The sequence below is a fragment of the Micromonospora sp. NPDC007230 genome (assembly GCF_042869115.1).
GTDB lineage: Bacteria > Actinomycetota > Actinomycetes > Mycobacteriales > Micromonosporaceae > Micromonospora.
In genome coordinates, this window is sequence record NZ_JBIAFE010000016.1 from 127,703 (window position 1) to 143,600 (window position 15,898).

Annotated in this window: 12 protein-coding genes; 2 read left to right on the forward strand and 10 right to left on the reverse strand. The window is 73.1% G+C overall.

Features of this window, described 5'->3' with window-relative positions; genetic code table 11:
* Positions 1–6: 6 nt before the first annotated feature.
* From ACFYML_RS22620 to ACFYML_RS22645, 6 genes are all read right to left on the reverse strand, one after another.
* Positions 7–1,632, reverse strand: coding sequence for an AMP-binding protein (locus ACFYML_RS22620; RefSeq protein ID WP_387422538.1), 1,626 nt, complete (start codon positions 1,630–1,632; stop codon positions 7–9).
* Positions 1,629–2,645 (reverse strand): methyltransferase, encoded by a 1,017-nt coding sequence (locus tag ACFYML_RS22625; RefSeq protein WP_387422539.1) that lies wholly within the window; start codon positions 2,643–2,645, stop codon positions 1,629–1,631. The genes ACFYML_RS22620 and ACFYML_RS22625 overlap by 4 nt, the downstream gene beginning before the upstream one ends.
* 66 nt (positions 2,646–2,711) lie before the next feature.
* Positions 2,712–3,059, reverse strand: a complete 348-nt coding sequence (locus ACFYML_RS22630) for an MmcQ/YjbR family DNA-binding protein (RefSeq protein WP_357441789.1) — start codon at positions 3,057–3,059, stop codon at positions 2,712–2,714.
* A gap of 35 nt (positions 3,060–3,094) precedes the next feature.
* A complete protein-coding gene (locus ACFYML_RS22635) occupies positions 3,095–4,198 on the reverse strand; it encodes an acyl-CoA dehydrogenase family protein (protein ID WP_387422540.1) in 1,104 nt (367 codons plus the stop codon).
* Between the two features lie 30 nt (positions 4,199–4,228).
* Positions 4,229–5,386, reverse strand: a complete 1,158-nt coding sequence (locus tag ACFYML_RS22640; protein WP_387422541.1) for an acyl-CoA dehydrogenase family protein — start codon at positions 5,384–5,386, stop codon at positions 4,229–4,231.
* Positions 5,387–5,438: 52 nt separating this feature from the next.
* Complete coding sequence (locus ACFYML_RS22645; RefSeq protein WP_387422542.1) at positions 5,439–6,638, reverse strand: cytochrome P450; 1,200 nt, start codon at positions 6,636–6,638, stop codon at positions 5,439–5,441.
* A 155-nt stretch (positions 6,639–6,793) separates the two neighbouring features.
* On the opposite strand from ACFYML_RS22645, the gene ACFYML_RS22650 reads away from it, so the two are divergent.
* Positions 6,794–8,068, forward strand: coding sequence for a condensation domain-containing protein (locus ACFYML_RS22650; protein WP_387422543.1), 1,275 nt, complete (start codon positions 6,794–6,796; stop codon positions 8,066–8,068).
* An 88-nt stretch (positions 8,069–8,156) separates the two neighbouring features.
* Here ACFYML_RS22650 and ACFYML_RS22655 read toward each other — a convergent pair whose 3' ends face one another.
* Positions 8,157–8,510 carry a VOC family protein gene (locus ACFYML_RS22655; RefSeq protein WP_073834315.1) on the reverse strand — a complete coding sequence of 118 codons (354 nt, stop codon included), beginning with the start codon at positions 8,508–8,510 and terminating at the stop codon, positions 8,157–8,159.
* A 203-nt stretch (positions 8,511–8,713) separates the two neighbouring features.
* On the opposite strand from ACFYML_RS22655, the gene ACFYML_RS22660 reads away from it, so the two are divergent.
* Entirely contained in the window at positions 8,714–9,739 is a 1,026-nt protein-coding gene (locus ACFYML_RS22660; protein ID WP_387422544.1) for an acyl-CoA dehydrogenase family protein, read from the forward strand.
* 84 nt (positions 9,740–9,823) lie between these two features.
* Here the strand turns inward: ACFYML_RS22660 and ACFYML_RS22665 are convergent, their stop codons facing one another.
* The 3 genes from ACFYML_RS22665 to ACFYML_RS22675 all read right to left on the reverse strand — a co-directional run bounded on the left by ACFYML_RS22665 (position 9,824) and on the right by ACFYML_RS22675 (position 15,798).
* Positions 9,824–13,741, reverse strand: a complete 3,918-nt coding sequence (locus ACFYML_RS22665) for an amino acid adenylation domain-containing protein (RefSeq protein WP_387422545.1) — start codon at positions 13,739–13,741, stop codon at positions 9,824–9,826.
* Positions 13,742–13,990: 249 nt separating this feature from the next.
* Complete coding sequence (locus ACFYML_RS22670) at positions 13,991–14,227, reverse strand: acyl carrier protein (protein ID WP_073834367.1); 237 nt, start codon at positions 14,225–14,227, stop codon at positions 13,991–13,993.
* 44 nt (positions 14,228–14,271) lie between these two features.
* Positions 14,272–15,798 (reverse strand): aldehyde dehydrogenase family protein, encoded by a 1,527-nt coding sequence (locus ACFYML_RS22675; RefSeq protein ID WP_387422546.1) that lies wholly within the window; start codon positions 15,796–15,798, stop codon positions 14,272–14,274.
* Positions 15,799–15,898 lie beyond the last annotated feature (100 nt).

Below are 15,898 nucleotides of genomic sequence, written 5' to 3' on the forward strand. Positions count from 1 at the left end.
CGCAGGTCACGTCGCCGCCGGCACCCCCGCCGGTCGGTCGTCCGTCGCCGGCGCGCCGAAGTCGAGCCGGCCGGCGAGGTAGTCCTGCCACATGAGCCGGCGGCGCGGCTTGCCGCTGCTCGTGCGCGCCACCGCGCCCACCGGCACGACCACCGGCTCCACCGGCACCCCCTCCGCGGCGGCCGTGGCCGCGTCGCACGCCGCCGGCAGCCAGCCCGGCTCGGGCCGGGCCAGCAGCAGGACCACCCGAGGCGCGTCGCCGACCTGCCCGAGCAGGGCCGTGATCCGCCCGGCCGGCGCCCCGCAGGCCGAAACCGCCGCCGCCTCGACGTCCTCGGCGAGCAGCATCCGGCCGCGCACCTTGACGCCGTCGCCGAGGCGGCCCAGCACGAACAGCTCCCCGCTGGCGAGGAAACCCGCATCGCCGGTGCGCACCTCGCCATCGAGCAGCCGGGTGCCGCCGACGGTGCGGTCCGCGACCGCCGGCAGGTAGCCCGCCGCCACGGACGGGCCGCGCACCACGATCTCGCCGACCACGCCGTCGGGAACGGCTCGGCCGTCGTCGTCCACCACCGTCACCCGCGCGCCGGCGAGCGGGCGTCCGCAGCCCACCACCTCGCCCCGGTCGACAGTGGCGGTGCGCCAGCCGCTGTCCAGCGGCACGCCAGTCACCGACAGCGTCGCCTCGGCCAGCCCGTACGCGGGCAGCAGCGCCTCGCGGCGTAGCCCGTGCGGAGCGGCGAAGCGGGCGAACTCCGCCAGCAGCGCCGGCGGGATCCGCTCCGCGCCGACGATCACCGCCCGCCAGGCCGAGAAGTCCATCCCGGCCAGCGCCTCACGGGGCACCCGCCGCACGATGTGGTCCAGTCCGAACGCCGGCATCGCGGTCAGCCGCGCGCCCCGCCGGCCGAAGCACTCCAGGTAGCGCAGCGGCCGGCGGACGAAGTCGCCCGGCGACATCAGCCACAGGTCCGACCCCGTGGCCACGGGCGCCAGCAGGCAGCCCACCAGGCCCATGTCGTGGTGCACGGGCAGCCAGGAGGCGGTCGGGTCGTCGGGCGTCATCCGCAGCCACCGCTGGATGCCGGCGACGGTGGCCGCCAGCGCCGGATGGGGCACGCGCACCCCGCGCACCCGGCCGCTGCTGCCCGAGGTGAACTGCACCAGCGCCAGCCCGGCCGGCCCGGGCGCCGGCGCCCAGCGGCCGTCGGCGGCGGCGAGCAACCCCTCGCCGTCGTGCGCGGGCACGCCCGCCCCGGCGCACACGTCGGCCACCAGGGACAGCGCGGGGTCGTGCGCGACCAGCCGCGGCCTGCTGGCCCCCAGCACGCCGCGCAGGTGCTCGGCCCAGCGTGCCCGGTCCCCGAAGGGCGGCGGTGGGGCCACCGGCGAGGCGGCGGCGCCGGCCAGCATGGTGCCGAACAGCAGCCCCACGAACCGGGGGCCGGTGGTCTCCACGATCGACACCACGTCGCCCGCGCCCACCCCGGCGCCGCGCAACGCGCCCGCGTACCGGCGCACGAGGTCCGCCAGCTCGGCGTACGACCACAGCCGCCACGACCCGTCGGGCTCGGCGAACCGGATGCCGCGCCGGCGGTCGGGCCGGTCCAGCCAGCCGAGCGGACCGGTCACGCGGTCGCCGCCTCGATGATCGGGAACATGGGGGTGGAGACGTTGCGGACCAGCCGTAGCCCGGCCCGGCCCAGCAGCTCGCCCTGCTGCTCGAGGGTCCGCGCGCCGCCCGCGGTGAGGGTGTGCATGAGCAGGTCCATGCGGCGCGCCAGGATCGGCACCTCGGCGTCCTGCCGTCCGGCCTCCATGACGAACAGCCGGCTGTGCGGCGTCATCGCGGCCCGGACCCGGCCGAGAATGCCCACCACCTCCTCGTCGCTCCAGCTGTAGAGGATGCGCTTGAGCACGTACGCGTCGCCGCCGGGCGGAATCGGCCCCTCCAGGAAGCTGCCCGGCACCACCTCCACCCGGTCGGCGACCCCTGCGGCGGCCAGGACCTCGGGGGCGTTGGCCACGACGCCCGGCAGGTCGAACAGCACGCCCCGGGCGCCCCGGACCCGGCGCAGCAGGCTGGCCAGGAAACCGCCGTTGCCGCCGCCGACGTCCACGATGCTGGCGAAGCGCCGCCAGTCGCAGGCCCGCAGCACCGCCAGCAGCTCCATCCCGGTGACCCCGCTCATCACCTTGTCGAACGCTTCCCCGTCCTCGGGTTGGGCGCTCAGGTGCTCCCACATGGACCGGCCGTGCACCACGTCGAACGCGGGGCCGCCGGTGCGGATCGACTCGGCGAGCCCCTCCATCGCCCGGGTACACGCCACGGGGGACAGGAAGATGTCACGCGCCGAGTACGGGTGCCCCTCGCGCAACAGGTCCGACAGCGGGGTCAGCGCCACGCCATCCGGCTCCACCAGCTCGAACAGCTCCCGCGTCGCCAGGTACTCCAGCGTCTTGCGGAGGGTGGGCTCGTGGGTCCCGGTCGCCCGGGCCAGCCGGGACATCGGCACCGGCCCGTCCACCAGGTGGTCGGCCACGCCGAGCAGGCAGACTGCCCGGATGGTGTACGGCAGGAGATAGTCACCGAGTTCGAGGAGCTTGAAGATCGACTCGGCGTCAATGGTGCGCCTGGTGCCCAAGGGTGTCTCCGTCCCTTCGCATGACGATCCGGCAGCCCCGGGCCGCCGGAGTCGCGTGGCGGGGCGTCAGGAAGCGCCGGCCTCGTCCAACTCGGCCTGCAACTTCTTGGACGCGAGCCGGCGCCACGCATCGGTGATCAGTTCTCGCAGCTGCGCCGGGTCGACCGTCGCCAGTTCGACGAACGTCCAGCCGTTCTGCCCGTACCTGTTGTTCGGCGCCGAAAAGGTCGCCGGGTCCTCGCTGATGAGCGCCGCCTGCTCGGCGACGTCGATGCGCATCCCCATCACCCCGGGCTTGGGGAGGGTGCAGAAGATCTTGTTGCCGACGCGGAAGTCGGTCACGTCGAAGTGCGCCGACTGGTGCGCTCCGGGAAGCGACAGGGCGATGCTGCTGACGGTTTCGGGGCTGACCACTCCGACCTCCTCGGTTGTCGACGGACGGCTTCACGCTAACGCCCGTCCAGCGTGGTCGGGGTGATCCCGCCCGCGTCGTCGCGCCGCAGCAGCCGCTCGGCCACCCGACCGTGCGGATCGTCGCCGAACCCCGGGAAGGCGTCCAGCCACAGCGCCCGGCGCAGCCACCGGTGCAGCGGGTACTCCCACGTCACCCCCATCCCGCCCGTGATCTGGACGGCGGTCTCGCAGGTGCGCACCGCCGCGTCGCGCGCCACCAGCACCGCCTCGTCGACCGCCTGCGCGCACGCCAGTGACCCCTCGGGATCGTTCTGCACCAGCCAAGCGGCCCGGTACGCCAGCGACCGTGCCAGCTCGGTGCCGACGTACGCGTCGGTCAGCTGGTGCGCCACGGCCTGGAAGCTGCCGATCGGCCGCCCGAACTGCTCCCGCTGGCGGGCGTGGGTGACGGCCATGTCCAGCGCGCCCGCCGCGACCCCGACCGCCTCGGCGGCCAGCAGCGCGCCGCCACGCAGCCGGGCCAGACGCGCCACCTCCGGCGTGCGGCCCGGCTCGGTGAGCAGCCGCGCCGGCGTGCCGTCCCACCGGACCTGGGCCATCCGGCGCAGCGTGTCCAGCGTCGACAGCTCCGCCACGACCAGCCCTGGGGACCCGGTGTCGCAGGCGAACACGGCCGGCCCCTCCTCGGTGCGGGCCCGTACCACGACGCAGCGCACCGCGCCCGCCTGCGGCACCGCCGGCACCTGCCCGGTCAGGGACCAGCCCCGACGCGAGCGGGTGGCCCGCACGGTCCCGGCGCCGGCGGGCGCGGCGCCGTCCGGGGCGCCGTCGGCGAAGGTCGCCGGCACGGTCAGGGACTCCCCGGCGGCCCGCGCGTACGGCGCGGCCAGGGCGACCGTGGTCCACCACGGTGTCGGGTGCAGGCACCGCCCGCTCTCCTCGGCCAGCAGCGCCAGCTCGACCATGCCCAGGTCGTCGTCCAGCCAGCCCTGCCGGATCAGCTCGGGCCAGGCACCCGCCTCGCTCCCGCCGGGGCCCTCCGCCAGCGCGCACACCCGCGTCGCCGGGTAGCGTCGCGCCAGGTGGTCGCGGGCGGCCCGGCGGATCTCCCGCTGCTCATCGGTGAGGGCAAAATCCATGGTCTTCTCCGTGTCGTCGCCGGCCGGTGGTCACTGGCGGGATCTGGGCAGGTCCAGCACGCGCTCGGCGACGATCCCGCGCAGGATCTCGGAGGTGCCGCCCTCGATCGTGTTCGCCCGGCTGCGGAGCCGCTGCCGCTGCCAGTACCCGTGCCAGGCGGCGTCACCGCTGTCGAGCAGCGCCGCCGGGCCCTGGACGCGCAGCGCGAGCGCGCAGACCCGCTGGTGCAGCAGCGACCATTCGAGCTTGAGGATGGACGCCTCCGCGCCGGGCTCGCCGGAGCGGCGCAACGCGGCCAGCGACCGGTAGCCCGTGTACCGCAGCCCCTGCAACCGTGCGTGCAGCGTGGCCAGCTCGCGGCGGACGGCCGGGTCGCCGTCGGCGCCGACCTCGCGCACCAGCCGCAGCAACCGGTCGAACTGCGCGACCAACCGGGCGGTGAGCGTGACCCCGAACGTTCCCCGCTCGTGGGCCAGCGTGGACAGCGCCACCGACCAGCCCCTGCCGACCTCGCCCACGACGTCGGCGTCGCCGACCGGGGCATCGGTCAGGATGATCTGGTTGAAGTCGGTGTCGCCGTTGAGCTGCCGCAGGGGCGACACCTTCACCCCCGGCGCCCGCATGTCCAGCAGGAAGCACGTCAGCCCTTGGTGCTTCGGCTCGGCGGGCCCGGTGCGGGCCAGCAGGAGGCAGTGGTCGGCCAGGTGGGCGTAGGAGGACCAGACCTTCTCGCCGTCGAGCAGGTAGCCGTCCGGCTCCGCCCGCCGGGCCGTGGTGCGCACCGCGGCCAGGTCCGAGCCGGCCTCCGGCTCCGAGAACCCCTGGCAGAACAGGGTACGACCGGACAGGATGCCGGACAGGTAGCGCGCCTTCTGCTCGTCGGTGCCGTGCGCGATGAGCGTCGGGCCGACCATGTTCATTCCGATGATGTTGATGTGGTCCGGCGCGCCGGCGCGGGCGGTCTCCTCGGCGAAGATGGCCTGGTGGGCGGCGGTGAGGCCCTGGCCGCCGTACTCCTTCGGCCAGGTGATGCCGGCGTAGCCGGCCTCGGACAGGTCGTGGCTCCACTCGCGCAGCTGCGCGGTGCTCCAGGTACGGGACGGGTCGTCGTCCGGCAGGCGGGACCGTAGCCACTCGCGCAGCCCGGCGCGGAACGCGGCCTCGGCCGGGTCGTCGTGCAGGTTCAACGCCGTCCTCGCTTCCTGGCGGCCGCGTTCGGGCGCCTCGTGCTGGTCACCGTCACGCCGCGCGCACCGTGAGCGGCACCTGGTCGTACGTGCGGAAGTTGAAGCGGGGCCGGCGTACCGGCTCGCCGTCGAACTCGATGGCGCTGGTGCGGCGCAGCAGCCGGTCGAACACGGCGACGCCCTCGGCGCGGGCCAGGGCGGCGCCCAGGCAGTGGTAGACGCCGGCTCCGAAGCTGAGGTGCTGGTTGGGTCGGCGGCCGACATCGAAGCGGTCCGGCTCGCCGAACTGCTCCGGGTCCCGGTTGGCCGACCCGACCAGCAGGTAGAGCACCCGGCCGGGGCGGACCGTCCGGCCGGCGACCTCCACCGGCTCCACCGGGCTGCGCATGGTCACCTGGATCGGCGCCTCGTAGCGCAGCATCTCCTCGACCGCGGTGGCGGTGCTGGCGGCACCCGCCCGTAGCCGGGCAAGCTGGTCGCGGTGCTCCAGCAGGGCGACCATGCCGTTGGAGATCATGCCCATCGACGTCTCGAAGCCGGCGTAGAAGACCGTGATGGCGTTGTCGACGATCTCCTCGCGGCGCAGCCGCTGCCCGTCCGACTCGGTCATGGCCATCCGGGTCAGCAGGTTGTCGCCGCCGGGGCCGTCCTCGACGAGGTCGCCGAGGTACGCGCGCAGCCAGCGCAGCGAGCGAACCGCCTCGCCGACGTCGCGGTCGCTGCGGAACGCCACGTCGCTGAAGGCCCTGACCAGCTGCGCCGCGTGCGGCCACAGCAGGGCCCGGTCGGCCGCCGGCACCCCGAGCAGATCGCAGATGACCATCAGTGGGAAGGGCAGCGCGAGGTCGGCGACCAGGTCCATCCGGCCGGTCGCCAGAACGGGTTCGAGCAGGTCGTCCACGAGGGAGGTCATGCGTTCGCCGAGCCGCCGGACCAGGCCGGGGCTGAACGAGCTGACCAGGACCCGGCTGGCGAGCCGGTTGCGTTGGCCGAGGTTCTGCCCGGACAAGAAGCCGCTCAGCTCCGGGTCCCCGACGGTGAAGCGGTAGTACTGCTCCGGCAGGGTCTTGGTCAGCCGCTGGTCCCTGAGCAGGGCGGCCACCTCGCGGTAGCCGGGGACGACCCACTGCCCCGGCCCGTTGCTCAGCACGGCGCCGGTGCGGCGCAGCCGCTCGTACGTCGGGAACGGGTCGGCCAGCAGCTGCGGGTCCGAGACGTCGAAGCTGACCCGTGGCGCGCGAACGGCTGTCATAGGGGCCTCCCGGCGACCGGTACGGCGTGCACCGCCCGCGTCCGCCGCCGATTATTCGGGCTCCCCGAAACTCGTGTCAAGGAGTGTTTGCGGAGACTGTTGAAGTATCTGCCGAACACTCGTAACCACGCGCTTGCTGCGGTAGCGTCGCCGGCATGCGAGAGGAACCGGCTTCGGTGGGTCAACGCCTCCTGTGGCTGATGGACCACTATCGAGGGCAGCAGAACGCACTCAACGAGCAGGTGGTGTGGCACCTGCGCGGGGACTGCGACATCGCCGTCCTGCGCCGCGTCGTGGACCGGCTGCACGAGCGGCACGAGTCGCTGCGGACGACGTTCGTCGCTCGGCGGCGCCAGCTCGTCCAGGTGATCAATCCGCCGCGCCCGGTCGAGCTGCTTGGCGTGGACGTGTCCGGGCAGGCCGATCCCCGGCGGGCCGCCCGCGAGCACATCGCCGCCGAGCTGACCACCGCCGTGGACATCGGCGTGTGGCCCACCCGGCCCACGCTGATCACCGTCGGCCCCGAGCATCACATCTTCGTGCTGACCATGCACCACTACGTCAGCGACGACTGGTCCAACGCGCTGCTGTCGCGCGACGTCCGTGCGCTCTACCACGGCGAGGAGCTGCCGGAGGTCGGATGGCAGTACGCCAAGTGGGCGGCATGGCAGCGGGAGCTGATCTCCGGGCCGGATTCGGGGGCGCTGTTCGACCACTGGCGCGGGCAGCTCGACGGGGCACGGCTGGTGCGCCTGCCGGAGCACGCAGAGGTCCCCCGGGGCCCCGGCGAGCCGGCTTGGGTGTCGGTGGAGTTGACCATCGACCCGCACGTGGCGCAAGGGCTGCACCAGCTCGCCCGCAAGCAACGCACCACCCTCTTCCCGGTGATGCTCTCCCTGTTCTACCTGGTGCTGCACCGGGCCACCGGCCAGTCGGACCTGACGGTGGCGTCGCTGTTCGCCAACCGCAGCCGGCCGGAGGTCCGCGACACGGTCGGCTTCTTCGTGTCCATGGTGCTGCTGCGGGGCCGGGTGGTGGCCGCCGAGCCGTTCACCGACCTGCTGCGGCAGGTGCGCAACGTGGTGATGGAGGGCCTGCGCCACCAGGAGCTGCCGGCGCAGCTGCTGCCGCCCGGGACGGTCACGGGGGAGGGCCGCACCGACGACGTCATGTTCCAGCTGCTCGGGTCGTTCGTGCCGAGGGCCGACATGAGCGGCGACGAGCTGGAGGACCTCGAGGCGCAGCTGGAGCGCAGCCGGTTCGCGCTGGAGTTCGTCGTCGTACCCCAGGGCGACGCGCTCACCGCCGTCGTCATGTGCGACCGCGACCGGTTCACTCCGGACTGGGCGCGGCAGCTCGTCAAGGACTACGTGGAGCTGGCCGCGGCGGTGGTGACGGACCCGGGCCGCCTGCCGGGCACGCCTTCCTGAGGCGCCGATGCGTGCCGCACGGCGATGCATCGGGGCCGGCGGGTGGCCGGCGCGCCGCCGACCACCCCCGTCGCATCCGGACGGCCGGTCACCCGGCCTTGGGCAGCTCCCGCAGGCCGAAGGCCACGCCCTGGTTGTCGCGGCACTCGGCGAACGCGCCGTACTGCGGGCTCGGCGGCCGCAGCGGGCCCACCTCGCCGCCCAGCTCCTTGACCCGCTCGACGGCCTTGGCCAGGTCGTCCACCCCGAAGTAGACGATGATGTGCGGGGGGTCGGTGTCCGGGTGGGAGCCGGCCTCCAGGCCCGGGGCCGCGCCCGGCATCTCGATGTACGACCCGTGGGTGAGCATCGTGAACTTCCAGCCGAACAGCGCCTCGTAGAACTCCCGGGTGCGTTCGGGGACCGGAACTGCGAACTCGATGAACGAAGGTTCTCCTGCCACGGCGCCCTCCGGTGCGTGATCTGTCAGGGGAGATGTCCTAGCATCATAACGGGTATTGGCTCGTCTTCCGCAGACGCACGAGGATGCTAGTGAAGGCGAGTTCCGGTGGCTGGCGGGTCAGCCACCGCGGCGGCCGACGCGCCGCCGGGCCCGTGGGCCCGCACCACCGGCCCCCCAGGGCCCCATGAACGGAGGGCACTGCTGTGACTGTCTCCATCGACGAGTCCACGAGCCTGCGGCAGGCGCGCGAGATCGCCGACGAGGCGCTCTTCCCCGCCGCGCTTGCGGTCGACGGCGCCGACCGCGTCCCGATCTCCCACCTGGACCTGCTCGCCGAGCAGGGCTTTTACGGACTGGCCGCGCCCCCGGAGTTCAACCGCCTCGACCTGCCGAGCTTCCCAGCGGTGTGCCGCGTCATCGAGACGCTCGCCAGCGGCTGCCTCACCACCACGTTCGTCTGGGCCCAGCACCACAACGCGGTGATGGCGGCGGCCAACACCGGCAACGCTCAGCTTCGTGCGGCCTGGCTGGAGCCGCTGGCCACGGGGCGACGCCGGGCGGGACTGGCGATCGGCGCGGCGGTGCGGCCCGGTCCGTCAGCGCTGACGGCGACACCGGCCGACGGCGGGTTCCTGTTCTCCGGCGCCGCGCCGTGGGTGAGCGGCTGGGGCCTGATCGACACGATCTACGTGGCCGCCCGGCTGCCCGACGACACGCTGGTCTTCGCCCTGGTCGACGCCGCGACGAGTGGCACGCTGGCCGTCGAGCCGTTGCGGATGTCGGCGGTGAACGCCAGCAGCACGGTGACGGTCACCTTCGACAACCACTTCGTGCCCGCCGACCGCGTCGCCAACCAGATGCCGCTCGAGGCGTGGCGGCAGCGCGACCCGGCGACGCTGCGGTTCAACGGTTCCCTCGCGCTCGGGCTGGCCGACCGGGCGATCGAGCTGGCCGACGAGCCGCGGCTGCGCCAGCAGCTCGACGCCGTCCGGGACCGCCTCGACGCCGCGGACCCGGACACCATGCCCGCGGCCCGGGCTGCCGCCTCGGAGCTGGCGCTACGGGCCAGCGCGAACCTCGCCGTGGCCGCCGGCAGCCGCGCGGTTCTGCTCGATCAGCACGCCCAGCGCCTGGTGCGGGAGGCGACCTTCCTGCTGGTCTTCGGCTCCCGCCCGGGCATCCGCGATGCCCTGCACACCGCGTTCGTCACCTCCGGCGGCGTCGCCTGACACCCCGGGGCGGCGTCGCCGGGCGCCGCCCCGGGGCAGGGCTCGCGACGCGCACGACCGGCGTCGCGGGCCTGCGCGTCCGGCCTACGGCATCCGGTCGACCAGCTGGGCCACGGCCTGCGCCTGATCGCGGTTCACCACCGTGAAGTGGTCGCCCTCCAGCACGTGGAAGCGGGCCTGCAGCGCCGCCGCGGCGTGCCGCAGCGGCGACAGGTAGCCCGCCGCCGGCCCGGTCAGCCCCCGCGCCGCCTCCACCACGTCCAGCTCCAGACCCTGCTCGGCGACGAACGAGTACCGCAGCAGCGCCCGGGTGTTGGCCTCGAAAACCCGGTACATGTCGTGCAGCTCGGCGTACGTCACCGACTTCAGCTCCTTGAGCTGCGGCGGCGGCGCCGCCCACGTCCGGCGTAGCGTCTCCTGGACAGTGTCCGTGGCGCACGGGTCGCTCGGCACCGCCACCGGCGCGCCGGCGAGGTTGTGCAGGAACGCCTGCACGAGGGTGGCGTCGTCGACCGGGCGGCCGGTGCCGCAGCCGACCCACGGGTCGATGAGCACCACCGCACAATTCCGTCCCTGCCACCGCAGCCGCCGGGCCATCTCGTACGCCACCACGCCGCCCAGCGACCAGCCGGCCAGCCGCACCGTCCGGTCCGGTGGCTCGTTCGCGATGACCGGCGCGAGTTCCGCCAGGTAGCGGGTGGCCAACTCCTCGATCGTCACGCCCGGCTGCGCCGGGGACGGCGCGGACAGGCCGAGCACCCGGTGCCGCTCGGCCAGCTCGGCCACCAGCGGGCGGTAACACAGCAGGTCGCCGCCGACCGGGTGCACCAGGACCAGCGGGCGGTGCCCGTTGTCGGCCAGCGTGACCAGGCTGCGCGCCGGCCCGGTGCCGCCTGCGGCGTCGAGCAGGGCGGCGAGCTCCCCGACGGTGCCCGAGGTGTACAGCGTGGCCAGCGGCAGCCGCCGCCCCAACTGTTGCTCGATGCGGTTCATCAGGCGCGCCGCGAGCAGCGAACTGCCGCCGTAGGCGAAGAAGTCGACGGCGCGGCCGACCTCCGGCACGTCCAACAGCTCCTGCCACAGCGCGGCCAGGGCCCGCTCGGTGGCGGTGCGGGGCGCGTCGTCGCCGACCTGCCGGACGGCCCCCACGGCGGCGGCCCGCTCGGCCAGCTGCCGCCGGTCGACCTTGCCGTTGGCGGTCAGCGGCAGCCGAAGCCGCACGTCGATGCTGCGCGGCACCATGTAGTCCGGCAACCGGGCCTCAAGGTGGGCCTTCAGCTGCGCGACCAGCTGCTCGGCCGGGGTCTGCGAGGCCACGAAGGCGACCAGCGACACGGCCCGTCCGTCGGTACGGGTGACCACGGCGGCGTCAGCGACCGCCGGATGAGCCAGCAGCGCCGCCTCGATCTCGCCGAGTTCCACCCGGAAGCCGTTGACCTTGACCTGTGGGTCCTCCCGGCCCAGGAACTCCAGCGTGCCGTCGGGCCAGTAGCGGGCCCAGTCGCCCGTGCGGTAGATCCGTTCCTGCCGCCGGGGGTGCACGAGGAACGACGCGGCGGTCAGGTCCCCGTCGCCCAGGTAGCCCAGGGCGAGGCCACGCCCGCCGATGAACAGCTCGCCCGGCACCCAGTCGGGGCGGTCCATCAGGCGGGCGTCGAGCACCTGGAAGCGCTGGTTGCGTAGCGGATGGCCGTACGGGATCGAAATCCAGTGCGGGGGCACCCGCACCGGCACCGGGTGGTAGTTGGACCAGATCGACGCCTCCGTCGCGCCCCCGAGGCTCACGCACGCGGCGTGCGGCGCGATCTCCGCCAGCTCCGCGCCGAGGTTGATCGGCACCCAGTCGCCGCTGACCATGGCCAGCCGCAGCTCGGTGAGCGGGTGCCGGCCGCTCGTGCGGACGAACTCCACGAACATCGCGAGGTAGGCCGGGACGCTGTTCCACACCGTGACCCCGGCGGCCAGGCACAGCTCGTAGAGGTGGGTGACCTCCCGTTCCTGCCCGGGTGTCGGCACGACCACCGCCCCGCCCGCGGCCAGCATCCCGAACACGTCCCACACCGACAGGTCGAATGTGTAGTCGGAGACGGCGAGCACCCGGTCGCGGGGGCCGAGGCCGAACCGCTCGTTGATGTCGACCAGCGTGTTGACGACGCTGCCGTGCGAGATCATCACCCCCTTCGGCGTGCCGGAGGTGCCGGAAGTGAAGATCACGTACGCCAGCGACTCCGGGTCGACGTCCACCGCCGGCCGCGCCGCGCCGTCCTGACAGGCGATGGCGGTGGCGATGTCGACGGTCCGCGCGCCCGGGTACGGCTCCTCGCCCTGGACGCTACGGTCGGCCAGCAGCACCCGTAGTCCGCAGATCTCGGCCACCTGCTCCCGACGTCGGCGCGGCCATCGCGGCGAGACCGGCACGTACGCGGCCCCGGCCATCAGAACCCCGATCAACGCGATGATCTGGTGCGCCCCGCGCAGCGCCTGCACGCCGACCACCTCGCCGGGCCGTACCCCGGCAGCGACGAGTTCCGCCGCGACGGCGCTGGCCTGGTCGCGCAGCTGCGCGTAGGTGATCTCCCGGCCGCCGGCGATCACCGCGAGCCGGTCCGGCTGCCGCTCGGCCTGCTCCTCGAAGAGCTCGTGCATGGTGACCACCCGGGCCGGCGCCGCCGTGTCGTTGACCTGCTCGCGGATCTTGAGCTGGGCCGCCGGGGTGAGATCGAACGATTCCGTCCCCCACGCCTCGTCCTCGGTGGCCAGCCGGATCAGCAGGGACCGGTACGCGGCGAACATGTCGTCGATCATGCCCGCCGGGTAGAGGTCGTCCGCGCTGTCCCAGGTGGTGACCAGAGCGTTGCCGGCCACGAACACCTGGTGGTCCAACGCGACCTGCGGCGTGCGGACCTTGCCCTCCAGCCGCTGCCAGCCGAGGTGTTCCAGGAAGACCCCGGTGTCGGCCTCCCCGACGCCGAGCATGCTGGTGAACACCACCGGCATCAGCGCGTTGCGGGCGTTGCCCTGCCGCTGGTTGAGCTGCCGGATGACGGAGACCCCGCTGAAGGAGGAGTGCTCCATGTCCTGGAGCAGTTGCCGGCGCCAGGCGCGGGCCCGGTCGAGGAAGGTGTCGCCCGCGCCGCCCTGGCGGCACTCCATCAGCAGGGTGCTGCTGAAGTTGCCGATGATCTTGTCAGCGTCCGGGTGAAACGGCAGCCGGTCGCCGTACATGATGTTGATGGTGAAGTCGGGGTTTTTCGACCAGTGCCGCAGCACCTCGCAGAACGCCGCGCCGAGCACCATGGTGCCCGTGAGTCGACTCTTCCTGATGCGCGCGGCCAGGCTGGTCCACTGTTCGGGGGTGAGCTTGAAGACCCGGCGCACGAGGCGGGGGCTGGGGTCGCCGGTCATCCGGCGGCGGGGCAGCTCCGGCGCCGCAGGCAGGCTGTCCAGCCGGTTGAGCCAGTAGCGGCGAGCCCGCTCGTGCTCGTCGCTGTCCTTGCGTCCCTCGAACTCGCTGCGGTACTCCCGGAAGGTGTACCGCAGCGGAGGCAGCGCCTCGCCGTTCAGCAGGGCCCGCAGCTCCTGGGCGAAAATCTCGCCCGAGAACCCGTCGATGGCCAGCAGCCGCGCGCACACCTGCACCACAACGTGGGTGTCCAGGGCGAAGACGAAGACCTCGAACGGAGCGTGCCCGTCACGCGGTGGCCCCTCGTCGTAACAGCGCTCCCGATTGCGGGTGAGGATCCGTCGCCACACATGCTCCGGCTGGCCGCGTAGCGACCGGTAGATCAGCGGTACGGGAAGCTCATCCTGGACGTGCAGCAGACCCGTCTCGTCGAAGGACGCCCGGAGCATCTCGTGCCGGCGCATGAGCTGGTGCAGGGCCGCGCTGAACGAGCGGACATCCAGCTCCTGGCAGGCGTACTCCTCGTAGAAGAGGGCGGGGCCGCCGAGCTGGAAGTCGCCCAGCTCGCCGAGCAGGTACGCGTACTGCAGGTCGCTCATCGGCGCCGAGCGGGTGCCCGAGGCGTCCGCGCGGGACGTTGCCGACGGCGGGGCCGGTGGGACGCTGGCTGACGATGGGTGGTGCTCCGGTCCCGTGATGTCCATTATGTTCCCCCCAGGATGGTCGATTGTGGACAAGCTGGTATAAATAGGCCGACCGGAGATATGCTCCGGACGGTCCCGTGGGATGTGGTCGACCGGCGATGCCCGGCGACCGGGCAAGGGAGCGCGGGAGGCGAGCAGCGCGGGCTATCGCGCGGCGGCGGCCCGTAACTGGTGCACCGCCTCGGTCAGTTCCGCCGGGGTGGGCCGGTCGAAAACCTCGATCATCGGCAGCTGTACGCCGAAGACGATGTTCACCCAGTGCACGATGGCCGCCGCCGCCATCGAGTCGCCTTCGAGGTCGTCGAAGAAGTCGGTATCCGGCCGCACCTGGCGGCCGAAGATGTTCTCCCAGATGTCGACCATCTGCTGTTCATTTGTCACGATGCCTCCCCATGACGTGCCCGGCCGCCGAATGCGGCCGGTGCTCACCTCGGAGCAGGTACCGCCCCCCATGGGCGGGTGCCCAGGTCATTGATCAGTGTCTTTGTCTCCAGAAAGGCGTCAACGCCCGCCCTGCCCATTTCACGTCCCCAGCCCGATTCCCGCATTCCGCCGAAGGGCAGTGCCGGATCGAGAACGTGCCAACTGTTGATCCACACGGTGCCGGCCCGCAGCCGGCGGCCGACCTGGTGCGCCAGCCCCAGGTCGCGGGTGAAGACGCCGGCGGCGAGCCCGTACGGGCTGCCGTTGGCCAGCGCCACTGCATCCTCCACAGTGTCGAAGGCCTGCGCCACCAGCACCGGGCCGAAGACCTCCTCGCGAGCCACCGGCGCCTGCGGGTCGGCCCCGGTCACCACGGCCGGGGTGCAGAAGAAGCCCGGCGAGTCCGGCGCCTGGCCGCCGGTGACCCGCGCGCCACCGTCCCGGGCCGAGCGCAGGTAGGACAGCACCCTCGCCCGGTGCTCCGCGGATATCAACGGCCCCATGTCCGTGTCCTGGTCCAGGCCGTCGCCGAGCCTGATCGCCGCGGCCCGCTCCCGGATCCCCGCGACGACCTCGTCGAACACCGGCCGCTGCACGTACAGCCGGGACCCCGCCACGCAGGTCTCGCCCTGGTTGTAGAAGATCGCATGGGCCGCGCCGTCCATCGCCCGAGCCAGGTCGACGTCGGCGAACACGATGCTCGGTGACTTGCCGCCCAGCTCCAGGGTCACCCGGCGGAAGTCGGCGGCCGCGGCCTGGACGATGCTGCGCCCGACCTCCGTCGACCCGGTGAACGTGACCTTGTCGACGCCCGGGTGCGCGGCGAGCGCGGCGCCGGTGTCACCGTCGCCGGTGACGACGTTCAGCACGCCCGCCGGCACGCCGGCCTCGCGCACCAGCTGTCCGAGCAGCAGCGCGGAAAGCGGCGTCTGCTCGGCTGGCTTCAGCACCACGGTGCAGCCCGCTGCCAGGGCGGGCGCCACCTTCGCCGCGGCCATGTAGAGCGGGAAATTCCACGGGATGATGGCCGCCACCACACCCACCGGCTCGGGCACGGTCAGGGCGACATGCCGCTCCGGGCTGGCGGTGTAGAGCGAAGTGTTCTCGCCGTTCAGCCGGCCGGGCCAGCCGGCCATGTAGTGGAACACCGCGGCGGCGGCCGGGACGTCGCCCGCCCGGGCCACCCGCAGCGGCTTGCCGTTGTCGAGGCAGTCCAGCAGAGCCAGCCGGTCGGCGTGCGCGAGGATCAGGTCCCCGACCCGGTGCAGCAGCCGGGCCCGGGCGGCTGGGGACATCCGGTGCCACCGGGATCCGGGCTGGCCGGCGGCGCGCGCCGCGGCGACGGCTCGGGCCACGTCCGTGGCATGGGCGTGGGCGACCGTCGCAAGTGTCTCCCCCGTGGACGGACGTACGGACGTCAGCAGACGACCGTCGTTCGCGGGCGACCACTTGCCTCCGATGAACAACTCTCGAGGTAATTCGTCCAGACAGGACATACGTGGCCTGTCGGTGTCTGTGGTCGCCGACATGCACGACACGCTAGCGCAAATACCACGCTCGGCATACGGTCAATCGGACGTAGCTATGTGCGTAACAGGCCGCCAGACTCAATCTTTCCGACGAAAACAT